The sequence below is a fragment of the Streptomyces sp. Act143 genome (assembly GCF_003143935.1).
Taxonomy (GTDB): domain Bacteria; phylum Actinomycetota; class Actinomycetes; order Streptomycetales; family Streptomycetaceae; genus Streptomyces.
On the sequence record NZ_QFRX01000001.1, the window covers coordinates 4499130 to 4517561 of the forward strand.

General features: G+C 72.0%; 17 protein-coding genes. 6 read left to right on the top strand and 11 right to left on the bottom strand.

Annotation, left to right across the window (positions count from 1 at the left end; translation table 11 throughout):
* Positions 1–26 precede the first annotated feature (26 nt).
* Positions 27–896 (top strand): hypothetical protein, encoded by an 870-nt coding sequence (locus DI272_RS20225; RefSeq protein WP_109496722.1) that lies wholly within the window; start codon positions 27–29, stop codon positions 894–896.
* A gap of 21 nt (positions 897–917) precedes the next feature.
* Here DI272_RS20225 and DI272_RS20230 read toward each other — a convergent pair whose 3' ends face one another.
* A complete protein-coding gene (locus DI272_RS20230) occupies positions 918–1415 on the bottom strand; it encodes a protease inhibitor I42 family protein (RefSeq protein WP_109496723.1) in 498 nt (165 codons plus the stop codon).
* Positions 1416–1446: 31 nt separating this feature from the next.
* Positions 1447–2274, bottom strand: coding sequence for an endonuclease/exonuclease/phosphatase family protein (locus tag DI272_RS20235; RefSeq protein WP_258314612.1), 828 nt, complete (start codon positions 2272–2274; stop codon positions 1447–1449).
* Between the two features lie 37 nt (positions 2275–2311).
* Here DI272_RS20235 and DI272_RS20240 point away from each other — a divergent pair, with 37 nt between their 5' ends.
* Positions 2312–2704 (top strand): nitroreductase/quinone reductase family protein, encoded by a 393-nt coding sequence (locus DI272_RS20240; RefSeq protein ID WP_109496725.1) that lies wholly within the window; start codon positions 2312–2314, stop codon positions 2702–2704.
* A gap of 25 nt (positions 2705–2729) precedes the next feature.
* Here DI272_RS20240 and DI272_RS20245 read toward each other — a convergent pair whose 3' ends face one another.
* Both DI272_RS20245 and DI272_RS20250 read right to left on the bottom strand, forming a co-directional pair.
* Entirely contained in the window at positions 2730–3158 is a 429-nt protein-coding gene (locus tag DI272_RS20245; protein ID WP_109496726.1) for a DUF4267 domain-containing protein, read from the bottom strand.
* A gap of 41 nt (positions 3159–3199) precedes the next feature.
* Positions 3200–3646 (bottom strand): DUF1772 domain-containing protein, encoded by a 447-nt coding sequence (locus DI272_RS20250; RefSeq protein ID WP_109496727.1) that lies wholly within the window; start codon positions 3644–3646, stop codon positions 3200–3202.
* A gap of 91 nt (positions 3647–3737) precedes the next feature.
* On the opposite strand from DI272_RS20250, the gene DI272_RS20255 reads away from it, so the two are divergent.
* Positions 3738–4316 carry a TetR/AcrR family transcriptional regulator gene (locus DI272_RS20255; RefSeq protein WP_109496728.1) on the top strand — a complete coding sequence of 193 codons (579 nt, stop codon included), beginning with the start codon at positions 3738–3740 and terminating at the stop codon, positions 4314–4316.
* A gap of 12 nt (positions 4317–4328) precedes the next feature.
* On the opposite strand, the gene DI272_RS20260 is transcribed toward DI272_RS20255, so the two are convergent.
* The 6 genes from DI272_RS20260 to DI272_RS20285 all read right to left on the bottom strand — a co-directional run bounded on the left by DI272_RS20260 (position 4329) and on the right by DI272_RS20285 (position 11712).
* Entirely contained in the window at positions 4329–5822 is a 1494-nt protein-coding gene (locus tag DI272_RS20260) for an aldehyde dehydrogenase family protein (protein ID WP_258314613.1), read from the bottom strand.
* The gene (locus tag DI272_RS20265; RefSeq protein ID WP_109496729.1) at positions 5819–7543 is read right to left on the bottom strand and encodes an amidohydrolase family protein; all 1725 of its coding nucleotides are present in this window, start codon (positions 7541–7543) and stop codon (positions 5819–5821) included. The genes DI272_RS20260 and DI272_RS20265 overlap by 4 nt, the downstream gene beginning before the upstream one ends.
* Before the next feature lie 15 nt (positions 7544–7558).
* Positions 7559–8677, bottom strand: a complete 1119-nt coding sequence (locus tag DI272_RS20270) for an LLM class flavin-dependent oxidoreductase (RefSeq protein WP_109496730.1) — start codon at positions 8675–8677, stop codon at positions 7559–7561.
* Between the two features lie 97 nt (positions 8678–8774).
* On the bottom strand, positions 8775–9545 hold the full coding sequence (locus tag DI272_RS20275; RefSeq protein WP_109496731.1) for an SDR family NAD(P)-dependent oxidoreductase: 771 nt from the start codon (positions 9543–9545) through the stop codon (positions 8775–8777).
* Positions 9546–9556: 11 nt separating this feature from the next.
* Positions 9557–10471 carry a TIGR03619 family F420-dependent LLM class oxidoreductase gene (locus DI272_RS20280; RefSeq protein WP_109500940.1) on the bottom strand — a complete coding sequence of 305 codons (915 nt, stop codon included), beginning with the start codon at positions 10469–10471 and terminating at the stop codon, positions 9557–9559.
* Positions 10471–11712 carry an amidohydrolase family protein gene (locus DI272_RS20285; RefSeq protein WP_109496732.1) on the bottom strand — a complete coding sequence of 414 codons (1242 nt, stop codon included), beginning with the start codon at positions 11710–11712 and terminating at the stop codon, positions 10471–10473. Before DI272_RS20285 ends, DI272_RS20280 begins: the two co-directional genes overlap by 1 nt.
* A 269-nt stretch (positions 11713–11981) precedes the next feature.
* Here DI272_RS20285 and DI272_RS20290 point away from each other — a divergent pair, with 269 nt between their 5' ends.
* Positions 11982–14939 carry a BTAD domain-containing putative transcriptional regulator gene (locus DI272_RS20290; protein WP_109496733.1) on the top strand — a complete coding sequence of 986 codons (2958 nt, stop codon included), beginning with the start codon at positions 11982–11984 and terminating at the stop codon, positions 14937–14939.
* Positions 14940–15159: 220 nt separating this feature from the next.
* Positions 15160–15357 carry a hypothetical protein gene (locus DI272_RS20295; protein ID WP_109496734.1) on the top strand — a complete coding sequence of 66 codons (198 nt, stop codon included), beginning with the start codon at positions 15160–15162 and terminating at the stop codon, positions 15355–15357.
* Positions 15358–15592: 235 nt separating this feature from the next.
* On the opposite strand, the gene DI272_RS20300 is transcribed toward DI272_RS20295, so the two are convergent.
* Positions 15593–17176: a FadD3 family acyl-CoA ligase gene (locus DI272_RS20300; protein ID WP_109496735.1), complete on the bottom strand. Its 1584-nt coding sequence runs from the start codon at positions 17174–17176 to the stop codon at positions 15593–15595.
* Positions 17177–17271: 95 nt separating this feature from the next.
* On the opposite strand from DI272_RS20300, the gene DI272_RS20305 reads away from it, so the two are divergent.
* Positions 17272–18420, top strand: a complete 1149-nt coding sequence (locus DI272_RS20305) for a lipid-transfer protein (RefSeq protein WP_109496736.1) — start codon at positions 17272–17274, stop codon at positions 18418–18420.
* Positions 18421–18432 lie beyond the last annotated feature (12 nt).

Sequence of the window (18432 nt, forward strand, 5' to 3'; positions counted from 1 at the left end):
AGACGTGAGGATCTAGGGTCGCCGGCATGATCCTCACCACCGGCCCCGCCTCCCACGACCCCGCCCGCGACGTCCCGGAGTTGGCGCCGTACGCCCGTCCGACGGTACGGCTGCACCCACGCCGGGGCGCACCGGGGCCGCGCGACAGCCACCTCGGCGGCCCGCTGTGGTGGCCGGCCGCCGAGCCGTGGCCGTCGTGCGGTGAGCACCGGGACGTCAAGGGGCGGCAGTTGGGCCCGTACCCACTGGTCCCGGTGGCCCAATTGACGGCGGCGGACTTCCCGGAGCTCCGCTTCCCGGACGGTACGGATCTGGTGCAACTGCTGTGGTGCACGGACTGGCACGACCAGCCGCATCCGGAGGGGTGGGGGCAGGCGTGCGTACTCGTCTGGCGCCGGGCGGCGGACGTCACCGACCCGCTCGGCGCGGACGGGCAGCCGCTTGCCGGTGAGGACGAGGACATGGTCCCGAGGGCGTGCGTGCTGCATCCCGAGCGGCTGACGGAGTACCCCTGGCACGAGGAACTCCCGCCGGATCTCGCGGCCCGGTACGAGGCCTGGCGGGAGGAGCGGGGTCTGCCGGACGACGTCTCGACGATCCCCGGCTGCAAGCTCGGCGGCAGCATGAGCTGGGGCGTGACGGATCTGCCGGAGACGATGGAGTGCGGGAAGTGCCGGGCGCCGCTGGAGCTGTTCCTCCAACTCGACACGTACGAGTACGACATGGCCGGGGAGGACCGCTTCCGGCCGCTGGAGGAACGGGGACTTGATCCGATGAGCGAGGCGGGACGGGCGGCGCGCGAGCCGCTGGGGATGACGGTCGGACGGGGCGGGCACGCGGGGTTGTACGTCTGCTCGGGCGATCCCCGTCACCCGGCGTCGCTCTTCACGCAGTGACGCCGGCGTCGCCGCCTCCGGTCAGCGGACGGTGATCTCGTACCGGAAGTAGGCCGGTTCGTCGGCGGGTTCGTCCGTCGCGCCGGCCGTCGGCACCGGCGGGCTGGTCTCCCGGGCCGACGCGACGCCGCTGCACCGGGCCATGGGGCAGTGCAGCAGGGTGACGGTGGTGGTGCCCCTGGCGCGGGCGGTGAAATCGAAGTACGCGGTGCCGTCGCCGCCGCCCACGACGTCGTCGTCGGCGCCCTCGATCTCCTCGCGGGTGCCCTTGTAGTCGAGGACGTCTGCGTCCGGCTCAGCGGCCAAGTACCAGTGCTCGCCCATCCAGGGCCTGGCGGGAACGGTGAGCGTGAAGTCGTCGCCGGCCTCGACGCCGATGGTCCGCTCGTCGGTGCCGTATTCGGCGGGGCCGAAGAAGCCGGTGAGGGCGAGCACGGTCACCAGGGCGAGGGCACCGAGCGCGGCGACGGCCAGGGCTCGGGCGGTCTTCGACCCGGGGATGAGGCGGCGGCTGATCATGGTCGCGGGAAGGTAGCACACGGGCGGTGACTCAGCCCTGGAGGTCGGCCACGACGGCCGCGTGGTCCGACGGCCAGACCCCGGCCACCGGCCCGTGCCCGACCCGTCGTACCCCTCGTACCGTGCCCTCCCCCGCCGGGCCCGCCGGGCCGCCGACGTGGATGTAGTCGATGCGGGCGGCGGGGCCGAGGCCCGGGTGGACGTACGGGTTGGCCGGGCCCCATGTCGTGCCGTCGGCGGCCTGGTCGGCGTACTCCCACGCGTCGAAGAAGACCTGGCCGGGGACGACCGGCGTGGTGCGCATGCCGCCGAAGAGGCGGAGTTCGTCGGAGTCGGGGCGGGCGTTGAAGTCGCCGGTGACGACGGGCGGGAAGGGGGTGCCCGCGCTGTGCGTGGCGGTGAACTCGGCCAGGGCCCGGACCTGTCGGCAGCGGGCCGCCGACGCGTGGAGGGGGGAGGTGAGGTGGGTGGTGAAGAAGGGGACCGGGGCGCCGCCCGGCGGTTCGACGCGGGCGTACAGGGCCAGTCTGCCGTCGTCCAGGTCCTGGGGTGCGGGGAGGTGCAGGGTGGCCCGGTCCGTCACCGGCCAGCGGCTCAGTACCGCGTTGCCTATGTCCACCGAGTCGTCGGCTATGCGGCGCCGCCAGCGTTCGGGGGCGGGGGACGGGGCCCAGGTGCAGTGCAGGTTCAGCTCGGTGGCCAGCCACTGCGCGAGGTTCTCGCCGGTGCGGCGGTCCGACCAGACCTCCTGCAAGCCGACGACGTCCGGGCGCAGTTCACGCAGGACGGCGAGAATCGCCTTCTGCCGGTCGGCCCACGGTCCGAACCGCCACCACAGGTTCCATGTCACGACCCGCACGGCCACCTCACCCGCCCCTCCAGCAGACTTGGTAACCATGCCCCGTCACAACGAACGCAAGTACCGGATCGTCGCCGCCTTCCAGCGCAGGCTCAACGCCGTCATGCGCCGGCTGCCGACCCAGACCCTGCTGGAGACCACCGGCCGCACCTCCGGCCTCCCGCGCCGGACGCCGCTGGGCGGGCGCCGGGTCGGTGACTCGTTCTGGCTGGTCTCGGAGTTCGGCGAACGGTCGCAGTACGTGCGCAACATCAAGGCCGATCCGCGGGTACGGGTCCGGCTGCGCGGTCGCTGGCACAACGGGGTCGCCCATCTGCTGCCCGACGACGATCCGGTCGCGCGGCTGCGCGGCCTGCCCCGGGTGAACAGCGCGGGAGTGCGGGTGATGGGGGCGGGGCTGCTGACGGTGCGGGTCGATCTGACCGACTGACACGCGGCAGCGTGGCGTCGCTGCGTCAGGCGGGCTGCGGGGCGGGCGTCGCCGCCGGGGCGGCCACGGCCTTGCGGGTCTCGCGCAGGAACAGCAGGCCGGTGCCGGCCATCACCGTCGCCGTGAGGGCGTGGACGCTCAGCGCGGTGGCCACGGAGCCGTGGTGAGCCAGCACGGTGGCCATGTCGCCGTACGCGGCGAACGCCTCCACCAGCAGCGCCCAGCCGAGCGCCCGGCGGTGGCCCGTCAGCAGCAGGACGGCCAGGACCAGGGCCAGGACGACGTCGCGGATTCCCTTGATGACCAGGAAGCCGCCGCCGTCGCCGGACGGCCAGGCCGGCAGGCCGAAGGTCGGCGCCACCGCCTCCGGGGTCAGGATGAACTCCGTCCCGAACCAGAGGATGAAGAGGACGAAGGCGGCGGCCAGAACGGTGTTGATCTTCCTCAGCGACATTGTTTTTCTCCTTGCTTGTCAGGGACGGGACGCGGGCCGGCTCAGACGAGGGCGGTGACCAGCAGGGCGAAGGCGGCGATGATGACGGCGAGGCGGACGTAGTGCCAGCGGAGCCAGCGGTTGAGCTGCTGCTTCCAGTCGGCGGGCCGGTTCTCGGGGGTCCACGTCTTGTTGCGGTTGTTGATCGGGACCAGCAGCAGGATCGACATCACCACGCTGAGGACCAGCAGCGCACCGGCGGTGACGACGAGGCCGGTGCCGTCATGGCTCCGTGCGGCGACGGCCCAGACGCCGACCAGGACCAGCGAGCCGATGTACCAGACCGGCATCACCGCGCCGAGCATCCGGCCCCCGTGGGCATGGCCTTGCTGGCCGCTCTCCTCGGGGAGGGCGTTGAGGATCGGGTTCATGACGAAGGCGACGGCGAACTCCACCCCCACCATCACCCCGACGACCACGGTGGTGACGACCTCAAGCGTGCTGAGCATGATGACCCCCTGCTGGATCTAGCGTTGCTAGCTGTTGATGCAACGCTAGTACTACTGCCGCTCGATTGTCTAGCGGTGCTAGGATCGAATCATGTCGGTACAAGAACGCAAGCAGCGCGAACGGGCCGAGCGCGAGCGCCTCATCGTGGCGACAGCCCGCGAACTCGCCGAGCAGCAGGGCTGGGACGCGGTCACCACCCGCCGCCTCGCCGAGCGCATCGAATACAGCCAGCCCGTCCTCTACAGCCACTTCCGCGGCAAACGGGAGATCATCGGCGCCGTCGCCCTCCAGGGCGCCACCGAGATGGCCCTCGCGATGCGCGCCGCGACCGCCTCCGCCGACGGCCCGCGCGCCCGGGTCACCGCCCTCGCCCGCGCCTACCTGGACTTCGCCGAGCACAACCCGGCCGTCTACGACGCCCTGTTCCAGCTCGACGGCGGCCTCGCGTACGCGCAGGAGGACACCCCGGAGCAGCTCAAGGACGCCTTCGCCGCCCTGCTGGAGTGCCTCGGCGAGGTCGCCGGGGACGGCATCGCCCCGGGGCTGTTCACCGAGCTGTTCTGGGCATGCCTGCACGGCATCGCGACCCTCACCCGCACACGGAGGCTGCCGCCGGAATACACCGAACAGCGACTGGAACTGCTGGTGGACCGGCTCGCCGCGCTCTGAATCAGCCGGACCTCACCCGGGCCACACGATCGCCTGCACCTCGCTGTACGCGTGCAGCGCGTAGGAGCCGACGTCCCGTCCGACCCCGCTCCTCTTGAACCCCCCGAACGGCGCCTCCATGTTCCGCCCGACCGTGTTCACACCGACCCCGCCCGCCCGCAGCCGCCGGGCCACCCGGAAGGCGCGGGCCACGTCGGCGGACCAGACGTAGTCGATGAGGCCGTAGTCGGAGTCGTTGGCGAGGGCGATGCCCTCCTCCTCGTCGTCGAAGGGGACCACGGAGACGACCGGTCCGAAGATCTCCTCGCGGACGACGCGCATGGTGGGGGTGCAGTCCGCGAGGAGGGTGGGGGCGACGTAGAAGCCGTGCTCGTACGACGGCCGCTCCCCGCCCGCGACGACGGTCGCCCCTTCCTTCCGCCCCAGCTCCACATACGACTCGACCCGTTCCCGGTGCGCGGCGGAGATCACCGGCCCCACCACCGTGTCCGGCTCGCGCGGGTCCCCGACCTTCAGCCGCCCCGCGTATCCGGCCAGCCCGTCCACCAGGCGGTCGTACACCCCCCGTTGGGCCAGCACACGCGTCGGTGCCGTGCAGATCTGTCCGCTGTAGAAGGAGAAGGTCGTGCCGATGCCGGCCACCGCCGAGGCGAGGTCCGCGTCGTCGAAGACGACCGCCGCGCCCTTGCCGCCCAGCTCCATCAGCTGCCGCTTCATGCCGCGCCCGCACACCTCGGCGATGCGCTGTCCGACCGCCGTGGAGCCGGTGAAGCTGACCATGTCGACGTCCGGGGAGTCCACCGCCGCCTCACCGACCCCGGCCGAGCGGCCGGAGACGACGTTCAGCACGCCCCTCGGCACCCCGGCCGCCTCCAGCGCCTCCGCCATCCGGTACACCGACAGCGGGTCCTGCGGGGCCGGCTTCACGACCACCGTGTTGCCCATCGCCAGGGCGGGGGCGATCTTGCCGGCCGGGTTGGCCCACGGGTTGTTGTACGAGGTGATGCAGGTGACGACCCCGACGGGCTGGCGGACGGCCAGCGCGCCCATCACCCCGGCCCTCCCCATCGGACCGGCCTCGTTGATCTGCGGCGGGATCGCCCACTCGGCGCTCTCCACGCGCGCGTACCGCCGGAAGCGGGCGACCCCGACACCGACCTGCATCGCCCGCGCGGTGCCGGTGGTGGCACCGGTCTCCGCCTGGGCGAGTTCGGCGTACGGCGCGAAACGCTCGGCGATGACCCCGGCCGCCCGGCCCAGGATCGCCGACCGCTCCTCGGGAGACGTGCGCGACCACGGCCCGAGGGCCTCGCGGGCCGCGGCACACGCCGCCCGCACCTGGTCCCGCGAGGCCTCCGGCGCCCACCCGACGGTCTCCTCGGTCGCCGGGTCGACGACCGCGTAGTGGCCGCCCTCGGGCTCGGTCCACTCACCCCCGATGAACAGCCGCTCACTGACCGCCCGCCCACCGCCCGGTCCCGCCGGGTGCCCGCCGCCCGAGCTCACCGGGTGCTCACCGTCCGGGTGTCCCGTCCCGAGCGCAGCACCTTCCCGGGGACCGCCCCGCTCACCACGTCGTCCCGGATCGCCTCGATGCCGTTGACCCACACGGCCCGTATCCCGATGGCCTTGGAGTCCAGCCGCGGACTGTCGCCCGGCAGGTCGTGCACCAGGGTGGCCGTGCCCGCGTCGATCCGTTCCGGGTCGAAGAGCACGAGGTCGGCATGCCAGCCCTCCTGTATCCGTCCGCGTTCGCGCAGCCCGAAGAGGCGGGCCGGATCGTCGGTCAGCATCTTCACCGCCTGCTCCAGCGTCGCGAGCTTCCGCCCCCGCAGACAGTCCCCGATGAACCGGGTCGTGTACGGCGCCCCGCACATCCGGTCCAGATGCGCCCCCGCGTCCGAGCCGCCCAGCAGCACGTCCTCGTGCTGCCAGGTCTCGGCGCGCAGCGCCCAGGAGGCGGGGTCGTTGTCGGTGGGCATGGGCCACAGGACGGTACGGAGGCCGTCGGCGGCGCAGATCTCGACGAGGCAGTGGAAGGGGTCCTGTCCTCGCTCCGCCGCGATGTCCCGTACGACCCGCCCGCTCAGCCCGCGGTTGGCCTCGCTGTACGTGTCGCCGATGACGTACCGACCGAAGTCGGCGAGCCGCCGGAAGACGCCGGCCTCCTTGGACCGGGCACGCTCCAGCATCCCCGCCCGTACCTCCGGGTCGCGGAGCCTGTCGATCCGCTCGGGGACGGGCAGGCCGAGGACCGGTCCCCAGCCGGGGATGAGGTTGAGCGCGCAGAAGGTGCCCAGGGACATGTTCATCGGGGTGAGGATCGGCATGGTGAGGGCGACGATCCGGCCGCCCGCCTTGCGCGCCCGCTCGCTCGCGAACAGCTGGCGCGGCACGCGCTCGGGGACGGTGGCGTCGACGGTGAGCACGTTCCAGTTGAGGGGCCGCCCGGCCGCCGCGCTCATCTCCACGAACAGGTCGATCTCGGCGTCGCTGAACTGGTCGAGGCACCCGGCGACGATGGCCTCGATCTGTGTGCCCTCGTGTTCGCCGACCGCCTGGGAGAGCGCGACGAGTTCGGCGGGGCGGGCGTGCCGGGAGGCGACCGGCTTGCCGTCGCCGTCGGAGTGGGTGGTCGACTGGGTGGTGGACAGTCCCCAGGCACCGGCGTCCATGGCCTCGTGCAGGAGCCGGAGCATGGCGTCGAGTTGCTCGTCGCTCGGCTGCCCGCCGACGGCGTCCGGCCCCATGACGTACCTGCGCAGGGCGCAATGCCCCACCATGAAACCGGCGTTGACCGCGATCCGCCCCTCCAGGGCGTCCAGGTACTCCCCGAACGACTCCCAGCTCCAGGGTGCCCCCTCCTCCAGGGAGACCAGGGACATGCCCTCGACCTTGGACATCATCCGGCGGGTGTAGTCGGCGTCCCCCGGCCGCAGCGGGGCGAGGGTGAAGCCGCAGTTCCCGGCCGCGACGGTGGTCACGCCGTGGTTGAGGGAGGGGGTGGCGTACGGGTCCCAGAACAGCTGGGCGTCGTAATGGGTGTGGGGGTCGACGAAGCCGGGGGCGAGAACGAGGCCGGTGGCGTCCTCGGTGGTGGCGGCTTCGGCGGTGATCCCTGCACCGATCGCGACGACCCGGCCGTCGCGGAGGCCGACGTCGGCGATGCGGGCGGGCGCACCGGTACCGTCCACGACGGTCGCGCCCTTGATGAGGTGGTCGAGCATGCTGCCTGAACCCCCTTACGCGCTCTGCCGGAACCTCGTCGTCCGGTGCACCGGGTCCGTGTCGATCTTCGGGATCACGTGCTCCCCGATCAGCCGGATCGTCTGCAGCGTCTCCTCCTTCGGCACCCCCACCGGCAACCCGAAGCTCAGCTGGTCCGCGCCCGCCTGCTCCCACCGCTTGCACTGGGTGAGCACCTCGGCCGGGTCCCCGCAGATCAGCAGCTCCTCCTCGATCAGCAGCTCCACGAACTCCGGCGTGTACTCCGGCAGGGTCTCCGGCCACACCGGGAACCCCTCGGGCCGCGGGAAGGTGTCGTGGTAGCGGAAGACGAGCGAGGGCAGGTAGTGCAGCCCGCCGTTGACCGCGATCTCGATCGCCTCGGCGTGCGTGGGCGCGCAGATGGCCGTGGTCGTCACCATCACGTTGTCGTTGACGAAGTCGCCGACCGGTTCGGCGTTCACGACGGAGTTCTTGTACTGCTCCAGCACCCACTCCATGTCGGACACCTTCTGGATGCTGAACCCCAGCACCCCGAGCCCCTTCTTCGCGGCCATCGCGTACGACGGCGGCGACCCGGCCGCGTACCACATCGCCGGGTGCGACTTGCCGTACGGCTTGGGCAGGACCTTGCGCGGCGGCAGCTGCCAGTGCTTGCCCTGGAAGCCGACGTACTCGTCCTGGAGCCACATCTTGGGGAACTCGGCGATGGTCTCTTCCCAGATCTCCTTGGTGTAGTTCATGTCGGTGATGCCGGGCAGGAAGCCGAGGATCTCGTGCGAGCCGGCGCCGCGGCCGGACCCGAACTCGAAGCGCCCCTCGGAGAGATGGTCGAGCATGGCGACCTTCTCGGCGACCTTCACGGGGTGGTTGACCTGGGCGAGCGGGTTGAAGATCCCGGACCCGAGGTGGATGCGTTCCGTGGCGTGCGCCAGGTACCCGAGGAAGACGTCGTTGGCCGACAGATGCGAGTACTCCTCCAGGAAGTGGTGCTCGGAGGCCCAGGCGTACTTGAAGCCCGACGTGTCCGCCTGGATGACGTACTCGGTCTCCTCCATCAGCGCCTTGTGCTCCGCGAGCGGATCGGTCTCGGCGCGTTTGCCCACGTATCCCTGTACAAAGAGCCCGAATTCCAAGGCGGTTCACCGTCCCCAGTCCAGGTGAGTCCTACTAGTCCTGTGAGTCCTAAGACTTTCTGACGTCCCGTCAGAAAGGTCAATAGCTGACGGCACGTCAGATGACGCTGACCCCCGCCAGCCACCCGCCGTCGATCACGAACGGCTGTCCCGTGATGTACGAGGAGTCGTCCGACGTCAGGAACAGCGCCAGCCGCGCCACCTCCTCCGGCCGTCCGATCCGGCCGAGCGGCACGAGCTTGCGGTACAGCTCGTCGAGGGCCCGGCTCATCCCCTCCGCGTCGGCGTCCGGGTCCAGCTGGGCCGGGTTGGCCATCGCGGTGTCGACGGCGCCGGGGCACAGGGCGTTGACGCGGATGCGGCGGTCCGCGAGTTCCAGGGCTGCGACCCGGGTGAGACCGAGGACGGCGTGCTTGCTGGCCGTGTAGCTGCCGACGGCCGCCATGCCGGTCAGGCCGGTGTAAGAGGCGGTGTTGACGATGGTGCCGCCGTCCTCCATCACCGGCGCGACGGTCTTGATGCCGAGGAAGCAGCCGACCTGGTTGACCCGGACGACCTGCATGAACTCGTCGAGGGGCGTGTCCACGAGGGAGTTGAAGCGCAGGATGCCGGCGTTGTTGACGAGGCCGTCCACGCGCCCGAAGGCGTTCTTGACGACGCTCACCGCGGACCGCCACTGCTCCTCGTCGCCGACGTCGAGATGGACGTACCGCGCCCCGATGTCCCGCGCGAGCGCCTCCCCCGGCTCGTCGAGCACATCGGCGACCACGACCTCGGCCCCCTCCGCCCTGAAGAGCCGGGCCTCCTGCTCTCCCTGTCCGCGCGCCGCGCCGGTGACGATGACGACGCGTCCGTCCAGCTTGCCCATCCGGCATCTCCTCAGAGGTGGGGCGCCACTTCGGCGCCGAAGGCCGCTATCTGGTCGGTGAGTTCGGTGCGGGCGCGGCTGCGGAACCGCACCTGGATCTGGTGGACGCCCATCGCCCGGTAGGCGCGCAGGGACTCGGCGAGTTCCTCGGCGGTGCCGGTGAGGGTGCGGCGGCCGACGTCCCAGCCGGGCCTGCCGATGTACAGGGGTTCGGCGATGGCGCCGACGGTCAGCGGCTCCCCGATGCCGGCCTCCTCGCGCAGCCGGGTCAGCTCGGCGATCTGCGCGGGCAGCCGGTCCCTGGGGTCGCCCTGCGGCAGCCAGCCGTCGCCCTTGAGCGCGGCCCGCCGGACGGCGGCGGGCGAGGAGCCGCCGACCCAGACCGGGACGTGCGGCTGGGCGGGGCGGGGCCGCTGGCCCAGGCCCTGGAAGTCGTAGAACTTGCCGTGGTGCTCGGGGAACTCCTCGGGCCCCAGCGCGGCCCGCAGCGCGTCGACGCACTCGTCGAGCAGGGCCCCGCGCTGCCGGAAGTCCAGCCCCAGCGCCGCGAACTCCTCCGCCACGTGCCCGGCCCCGACCCCGAGGATCAGGCGACCGTTCGACAGGTGGTCGAGGGTGGCGTACTGCTTGGCGGTGAGCAGCGGGTGCCGCAGTCCGACGACGGCGACATGGCTGAGCAGCCGGATGTCCTCGGTCGCGGCGGCCAGATAGGCGAGGGTGGCGACGGGGTCGTACCAGACCGTGCTCATCGCGGGGGCGAGGCGGCGCGGGATGGCGACGTGGTCGCAGCTCGCGACGTAGCCGAACCCGGCGCTCTCGGCGGCGCGGGCCACGGCGACGAGGTCGTCCGGGCCCGCGGCGGCCTCCCAGGGCTCGGTGTAGAGCGTGCTCTGGGACTGGACGGGGAGCTGGATGCCGTACTCGATCACCGGGGACCGCCCCACAGCCCGTCCGGCGTGAGCCCGAGCAGTTCGATGGCGTTGCCGCGGACGATGCGGTCGACGACGTCGGGGGCGAGGTGCCCCATCTGCGCCTCACCGACCTCGCGGGACTTCGGCCAGGTGGAGTCGGAGTGCGGGTAGTCGGTCTCGTACAGGACGTTGCCGACGCCGATGGCGTCCAGGTTCCGCAGCCCGAAGGCGTCGTCGAAGAAGCAGCCGTAGACGTGCTCGGCGAAGAGCTCGGACGGCGGGCGGTGGACCTTGTCGGCGACCCCGCCCCAGCCGCGGTTCTCCTCCCACACCACGTCGGCGCGTTCGAGGATGTACGGGATCCAGCCGATCTGCCCTTCCGCGTACATCACCTTCAGGTCCGGGAAGCGCTCGAACTTGCCGCTCATCAGCCAGTCCACCATGGAGAAGCAGCAGTTGGCGAAGGTGATGGTGGAGCCGACGGCGGGCGGGGCGTCGGCGGAGGTGGACGGCATACGGCTGGAGGAGCCGATGTGCATGGCGATGACGGTGCCGGTCTCGTCGCAGGCGGCGAGGAAGGGGTCCCAGGCGTCGGTGTGGACGGACGGCAGGCCGAGGTGCGGGGGTATTTCGGAGAAGGCGACGGCCCGGACGCCCTTCGCCGCCATGCGGCGGACCTCGGCGGCGGCGAGCTCGGCGTCCCAGAGCGGGATGAGGGTGAGGGGGATCAGCCGGCCGCGGGCGGCGGGGCCGCACCACTCCTCCACCATCCAGTCGTTGTAGGCCTGGACGCAGAGCAGCCCGAGCTCGCGGTCCGACGCCTCGGTGAAGGTCTGGCCGCAGAAGCGCGGGAAGGTGGGGAAGCAGAGGGCGGACTGGACGTGGTTGACGTCCATGTCGGCGAGGCGGGCGGGGACGTCGTACGACCCCTGCCGCATCTGCTCGTAGGTGATGATCTCCAGCTTGATCTCGTCCCTGCTGCAGCCGACGGCGGTGTCGAGGCGGGTGAGGGGGCGATGGAGGTCCTCGTAGACCCACCAGTCGCCGATCGGGCCGTCCGTCTGCCCCGGGGTGCCCATGACGGGCTTGAACCGGCCGCCCAGGAAGGTCATTTCCTTCAGCGGGGCGCGGACTACGCGCGGACCGACGTCCAGATACTTCTTCGGAAGCCGGTTCTGCCAGACGTCGGCGGGCTCAACGGTGTGGTCGTCGACGGAGATGATCAACGGGAAGGTGTTTCCGGTGGCGGTCTCCATGGGGGCCACCGTAGCGCCGATCTGACGACCCGTCAGCTACGGCGACGGCGCCTGCTCGTGGTGGTTTCTGCGCGGAAAACGCCCCGGACCGCACCCGCACGTGTGCGGAGGGGGCGTGGGGGGCTTGTGATTTACCGCGCGCCTACCTGTGATCACTCTCTCCAGAGCTGACGCATCTGCCATGAACAAGGCAAACTGGCGGGGTTGCCCACTGTGTCTGGCGGGGTTGCTCACTGTGTCTGACCGGGTCTGTGTCTAAGGGGACGGCGATGGAAGGTGTACCGCGGGTGCCTGAGCAGCGGCGTCCCGGCTCCTCGACGGAGTCCGTGCCGCCGCTGCGCTTCAGCGTGCTCGGACCGGTGCGCGCCTGGCGCGGCCAGGAGCCGTTGGCCATGGGCTCCCCCCAGCAACGGGCCCTGCTCGCGGCCCTGCTGCTGCGCGAGGGCCGGACGGCCACCGCGGCCGAACTGATCGACGCCCTCTGGGGCGAGGAACCCCCGTCGCAGGCCCTCGCGGCCGTCCGGACGTATGCGTCCCGGCTGCGGAAGGTCCTCGACCCCGGCGTCCTGGTGAGCGACGCGGGCGGTTACGCGATCCGCTCCCTCGGCGAGGGCGCGCTGGATGTGACGGTGGCCCAGGAGTGGGCGGCCGAGGCGGAGAAGGCCCGCGGCGCAGGGGACCTGTGTCACGCGCGCGAGGTGCTCGGCCGCGCGCTGGCGCTGTGGGACGGCGAGGTGCTGGCGGGGGTGCCGGGACCGTACGCCTCCTCGCAGCGGGTCCGGCTGGAGGAGTGGCGGCTGCAACTGCTCGAATCCCGCCTCGACATGGACCTGGAGCAGGGCTGCCACGCGGAGGCGGTCTCGGAGCTGACCGCCCTGACGGCCGCGCACCCCCTGCGGGAGCGCCTGCGCGAGCTGCTGATGCTGGCGCTGTACCGCTCGGGGCGCCAGGCGGAGGCCCTCGCCGTGTACGCGGACACGCGGCGCCTGCTGGCGGACGAGCTGGGCGTCGACCCGCGGCCGGGGCTGAAGGAGCTCCAGCAGCGCATCCTCCAGGCGGACCCGGGCCTGGCGGAACCGTCGTCGCCGCGTACGGAGCCCTCGGCGGCCCCGGTCCGCCCGGCCCAACTTCCGGCGACCGTACCGGACTTCACCGGCCGGGCGTCCTTCGTCGCCGAGCTGGGCGAGGTGCTGGCGTCCTCGGAGGGCCGCGTGATGGCGGTGTCGGCGCTGGCGGGCATCGGCGGCGTGGGCAAGACGACCCTCGCCGTCCACGTCGCCCACCAGGCCCGTTCGGCCTTCCCCGACGGCCAGTTGTACGTCGACCTCCAGGGCGCGGGGCAGCGGGCGGCGGAACCGGAGACGGTCCTGGGCTCGTTCCTGCGGGCGCTGGGCACGGCGGACTCGGCGATCCCGGACTCGCTGGAGGAGCGGGCGGCGCTCTACCGCTCGGTGCTGGACGGCAGACGGGTGCTGGTCCTGCTGGACAACGCGCGGGACGCGGCGCAGGTCCGCCCCCTGCTGCCCGGCACGGAGGGCTGCGCGGCGCTGGTGACGTCCCGGGTGCGGATGGTCGACCTGGCCGGCGCCCACCTGGTGGACCTGGACGTGATGTCCCCCGACGAGGCGCTGCACCTGTTCACGAAGATCGTCGGCGAGGAGCGGGTGGCCTCGGAACGGGACGCCGCGCTGGACGTGGTGGCGGCGTGCGGCTTCCTGCCGCTGGCGATCCGCATCGCGGCGTCCCGGCTGGCGGCCCGCCGCACCTGGACGGTGTCGGTCCTGGCGGCGAAGCTCGCGGACGAACGCCGACGCCTGGACGAGCTCCAGGCGGGCGACCTGGCGGTGAAGGCGACGTTCGAGCTGGGCTACGGCCAGCTGGAGCCGGCCCAGGCCCGCGCGTTCCGGCTGCTGGGACTGGCGGACGGCCCGGACATCTCGCTGGCCGCCGCGGCGGCGATGCTGGACCTGGACGTCGAGGCCACCGAGGACGTCCTCGAGTCCCTGGTGGACACCTCACTGCTGGAGTCCGCGGCTCCCGGCCGCTACCGGTTTCACGACTTGGTGCGGCTCTACGCGCGTGCGTGCGCGGAACGGGACGAGTGGCCGCCGGAGGAGCGGGGGGCGGCGCTGTCGCGGTTGCTGGACTTCTATCTGGCGACGGTCGGCGGGGTGTACCTGATCGAGCGGCCGGGAGACCGGCTGGTGGAGCACCTGGAGCCCGCCGGATACCCGGGGCTGGTCTTCTCGGACCGGCACGCGGCCCAGGACTGGCTGTACGCGGAGGCGATCTCACTGCTGGCGTGCGTACGGCAGTCCGCCCAGGCCGGTTCGCTGCGGCGGGCCGTCGACGTGCTGTGGGCCGCCGTCGACCTGGCGGAGTCCGGCACCAACTCCAAGGAGTACGAGGCCGTCGCGGCGCTGCTGCGCGAGGTGGCCCAGAAAGCCGGTGACACCCGCACGGAGGCGCGGTCCTCGGTGGCGCTCGCCTTCGTGCACCAGCACTCCGACAGCAGGTTCGACACCGCCTCCCAGGAGGCGGAGCGCGCCTCCGAACTGGCCCGCGAGGCCGGCGACCCCCTCACGGGGTGCTGGGCCGCCAACATCGGCGGGGTGATCGCGCTCTACCAGAACCGGAACGAAGAGGGCATGGCGTACTTCACCCATGCCATCGAGAGCTTCCGGGCCCTGGGCGACCGCCCCGGCGAGGCGAGCGCCCTGTGCAACCTGTCCCGCATCCATCTGGCCACCGGGCGGACGGAGAGCGCGGTCGAGCTGGCACAGCAGGGCACGGCCATGTACGACGACATGGACCACGCCTTCAAGGGAGCCAACGGCCGCTACGCCCTGGGCCTCGCCCTCACCCAGAGCGGCAGGCTGGCGGAGGCGACCGAGTGCCTTCAGCAGGCCCTGCGGATCTTCCGCGACAGCCGCCAGCGCCTCTGGGAGGGCATGACCCTGTTCCGTCTCGCCGAGCTGGACCTCGCGGCCCGGCGTCCCGCTCAGGCGGCGGCACACGCCGAGACGGCGCTCAGCCTGCTGCGCGGCATCGGCGGCGAGTGGCGGCACGGCAACGTCCTGACGGTGCTCGGCCGGGCCCTCGCCGGGATCGGTCAGCTCGGCCGGGCCCAGGTGTGCTGGCGTGAAGCCCTGGAGATCTTCGAGACGTTGGGCTCGGCGGAGGCGGGCGAGGTGCGAAGCCTGCTGCAACCGCAGGCGGTTGCCTGAGCCGGATGCCGCTGACCGGCACAAACACGCGTTCATCATTCGTTTATCGCCACCCGGCACTCTCAACTGTGTCGAGCCGTCGCGTCGGGGGGCAGACGGAGCGACGACGGGCCGGACCTCTAGGGTGAACCGGCCCAGCTGATCCGCCCGGCAACCCGCGGGGGAGTTGCCGGGCGGATCCAGTTCATCCATCGCACCACACTGTCAGGGGAGCCAGGACATGAGCGACGAGACCACCACGGACAACGTGCACGCCACGGGCGAGCCGACCGGCGACGCGACGACCGACAACGTCCACGCCACCACCGAGCCCGTCACCATCAAGAACGTGCACGCCACCAGCGACCCGCTCAAGCTGAGCGCGGACACGGGCGAGGCCACCACGGACAACGTCCACGCCACGGACAACCCGGCCTGACCCACAGGAACCTTTTCCCGCACGGGGATCGGCCGCGGCGGCGCGGAGGGGGAGCCGCCGCGGCCGAGGTGTGTCGGGGCTGGTTGCCCGCCGTGCGCCGCGTCCACAGCCCCGCCGTTGTCCACACCCCCCACCACCTGATCACCCAGGTCCGATCGGCCCCAGGCGAGTGGTGACTTTGTCTCAGGCACGGCCCGCAAAAGCGCAGGTCGGCGGAGTCCGCGGCGTAACAGAGTCACCACTCGCCGGTCTGCGCCTGGCGGCGGAGGGTGGGTTTCGTCAGCTTGCCGGCTGCGTTTCGGGGGAGTTGTGGCAGGAACTCCACCGAGCGCGGCACCTTGTAGTTGGCCATCTCTCGGCGGGACCAGGCGATCAGGGCTTCCGCCGTCAGCGCCGCGCCCTTTCGGCGCACCACGTACGCCTTGCCGACCTCTCCCAGGCGCGCGTCCGGTACGCCGATCACCGCCACGTCGGCCACGTCCGGGTGCAGGGCCAGCAGTTGCTCTATCTCCGCCGGGTACGCGTTGAAGCCGCCGACGATGAACATGTCCTTCAGGCGGTCGGTGATGCGGAGGTTGCCGTCGGGGTCCAGGACGCCCACGTCGCCCGTGCGCAGCCAGCCGTCCGGCGTCAGCGTCTCCGCGGTCGACGCCTCGTCCTCGAAGTAGCCCCGCATGACGTTGAAGCCGCGGACCAGGACCTCGCCGGGTTCGCCGGGCGGGGCCGCCACGCGGACCTCGGTGCCCGGGATCGCCCGGCCGGACGTCGAGGCGATCACCGGGAGCGGGTCGCCGCGGCGGCACATCGTGACGATGCCGCTCGCCTCCGAGAGGCCGTACGCGGTCAGGACCGTGCCCACGCCCAGCTCGTCCCGCAGGCGCTCCACCAGCGTCAGGGGGATCACCGCCGCGCCCGTCACCACCAGCCGCAGGGCCGAGAGGTCGTACGACGCCCTGGCCGGGTGGTCCAGGAGCGACTGCAACAGGGTCGGCGGGCCCGGGAGGACCGACACCGCCTCCGACGCCACGTTCGCCAGCACCGTGTCCACGTTGAACACCGGCTGCGGGATCATCGTCGCGCCCCGCATCAGGCAGGCGAGCACGCCGGCCTTGTAGCCGAAGGTGTGGAAGAAGGGGTTCACGATCAGATAGCGGTCGCCCGGCCGCAGCCCCGCCAGGTCGCTCCAGATCTCGTACGCCCGGAGCGTCTGCGCGTGGGTGATCACCGCGCCCTTGGGGCGGCCCGTCGTGCCGGACGTGAAGACGATGTCCGACGGGTGGGCACCCCCGACCGCGCCCGCCCGCTCGCGCACCTCCGCCGACCCCACCCCCTCCCCGCTCGCCAGGAAGTCCTTCCAGGTGCGGTACTCGGCGGGGGCGTCGTCCGAGAGGACGACCACCTGTTGCAGGGCCGGCAGGCCCGGGCGGCCCTCCCCCACCGCCCGTCGCAGCGACGCCACGTACGACGTCCCCAGGAACGTCCCCGTCACGAACAGCAGCCGCGCCCCGCTGCGGCGCAGCACGTCCGCCGCCTCCGTGCCCTTGTAGCGGGTGTTCAGGGGGACGAGGACCGCTCCCGCCGACACCGCGCCGAGCGCGGCCACGATCCAGTCGAGGGAGTTCGGGGCCCAGATCGCGACCCGGTCGCCGGGTTCGACGCCGTTCGCGAGACAGGCCGCCGCCGCGCGTTCCACGCGGGCGCCCAGTTCGGCGTACGTCACCCGGGTGCGGCCCTCCACCACCGCCTCGGCCTGCGGGTACCGCTCGACCGCGGACCGGACGAGTCCCGGAATACCGCCCCACTCCAGATCACCGCGCACAGCACGCCTCCCAACCCCGGAGCTGACTACCCGTCAGATTAGCTGTACCCTGACGGCCTGTCAGCAGCCCTTCAGCAGTGCGGAGGTGTGTGCGCATGGCCGGGATCAAGGACGCCACCGCGATCGTCGGGATAGGACAGACCCCCTTCGCCAAACAGCTCGCGGAGGACGAACGCGCCCTCGCCTGCCGTGCCGTGGTCGCCGCTCTCGACGACGCCGGGATCGATCCCGGCGAGGTCGACGCCCTCGCCTCCTTCACCATGGAGGAGACCGACGAGGTGGAGCTCGCGAAGGCCGTCGGGTTCGGGGATCTCACCTTCTTCAGCCGGGTCGGGTACGGGGGCGGCGGGTCCTGTGCCACCGTCGCGCACCTCGCCGCCGCCATCGCCGCCGGGCAGGCCACGGTCGGGGTCGCCTGGCGGTCCCGCAAGCGCGGCTCAGGGCCCCGCCCCTGGCGCAACACCGTCACCCAACTCCCCACGCCGGCCCAGTGGACCCGGCCCTACGGACTCCTGCGGCCCGTCGACGAGATCGCCATGCTGACGCGCCGGTACATGCACGAGTACGGCGCGACCCGCGACCACCTCTTCAACGTCGCCCTCGCCTGCCGGAACAGGGCCAACCAGAATCCGGCGGCCGTCATGTACGAACGGCCCCTGACCCGCGAGATGTACATGACCTCCCGCTGGATCAGCGAGCCGCTCTGCCTCTTCGACAACTGCCTGGAGACCGACGGAGCGTTGGCGTGTGTCGTCGTCAGCCGGGAGCGGGCCCGGGACTGCCGGCAGGCCCCCGTCTACGTCCACTCCGCCGCCCAGGGGCTGCCCGCCCAGCACCACGGCATGGTCAACTACTGGAACGACGACCCCCTGACCGGCCCGTCCTGGGCCACCGCCCGACACCTGTGGAAGCACGCCGACTTCACCCCCGAGGACGTCGACGTCGCCCAGATCTACGACGCGTTCACCGCCCTCGTCCCGCTCTCCCTGGAGGGGTACGGCTTCTGCGGGCGCGGGGAGGGCGGCGCCTTCACCGAGCAGGGGGCCCTGGAGATCGGCGGGCGGCTGCCGGTCAACACCGGGGGCGGCGGGCTCAGCGAGGCCTATGTCCACGGCTTCAACCTCATCAACGAAGGGGTGAAGCAGCTCAGAGGCAGCAGTACCGCCCAAGTCCCGGGCGCCGCCACCTGCCTGGTCACCGCCGGTGAGGGTGTCCCGACGTCCGCGCTCCTGCTGAGGAACTGAAGGAGACACACC

What these genes read in the sequence shown, in the direction of transcription:
- DI272_RS20305 (WP_109496736.1), top strand. Translation starts at nt 17,272, where the DNA reads ATGGCCGGGATCAAGGACGCCACCGCGATCGTCGGGATAGGACAGACC.
- DI272_RS20275 (WP_109496731.1), bottom strand. Translation starts at nt 9,545, where the DNA reads ATGGGCAAGCTGGACGGACGCGTCGTCATCGTCACCGGCGCGGCGCGC.
- DI272_RS20285 (WP_109496732.1), bottom strand. Translation starts at nt 11,712, where the DNA reads ATGGAGACCGCCACCGGAAACACCTTCCCGTTGATCATCTCCGTCGAC.
- DI272_RS20290 (WP_109496733.1), top strand. Translation starts at nt 11,982, where the DNA reads ATGGAAGGTGTACCGCGGGTGCCTGAGCAGCGGCGTCCCGGCTCCTCG.
- DI272_RS20230 (WP_109496723.1), bottom strand. Translation starts at nt 1,415, where the DNA reads ATGATCAGCCGCCGCCTCATCCCCGGGTCGAAGACCGCCCGAGCCCTG.
- DI272_RS20265 (WP_109496729.1), bottom strand. Translation starts at nt 7,543, where the DNA reads ATGCTCGACCACCTCATCAAGGGCGCGACCGTCGTGGACGGTACCGGT.
- DI272_RS20255 (WP_109496728.1), top strand. Translation starts at nt 3,738, where the DNA reads ATGTCGGTACAAGAACGCAAGCAGCGCGAACGGGCCGAGCGCGAGCGC.
- DI272_RS20250 (WP_109496727.1), bottom strand. Translation starts at nt 3,646, where the DNA reads ATGCTCAGCACGCTTGAGGTCGTCACCACCGTGGTCGTCGGGGTGATG.
- DI272_RS20295 (WP_109496734.1), top strand. Translation starts at nt 15,160, where the DNA reads ATGAGCGACGAGACCACCACGGACAACGTGCACGCCACGGGCGAGCCG.
- DI272_RS20240 (WP_109496725.1), top strand. Translation starts at nt 2,312, where the DNA reads ATGCCCCGTCACAACGAACGCAAGTACCGGATCGTCGCCGCCTTCCAG.
- DI272_RS20225 (WP_109496722.1), top strand. Translation starts at nt 27, where the DNA reads ATGATCCTCACCACCGGCCCCGCCTCCCACGACCCCGCCCGCGACGTC.
- DI272_RS20245 (WP_109496726.1), bottom strand. Translation starts at nt 3,158, where the DNA reads ATGTCGCTGAGGAAGATCAACACCGTTCTGGCCGCCGCCTTCGTCCTC.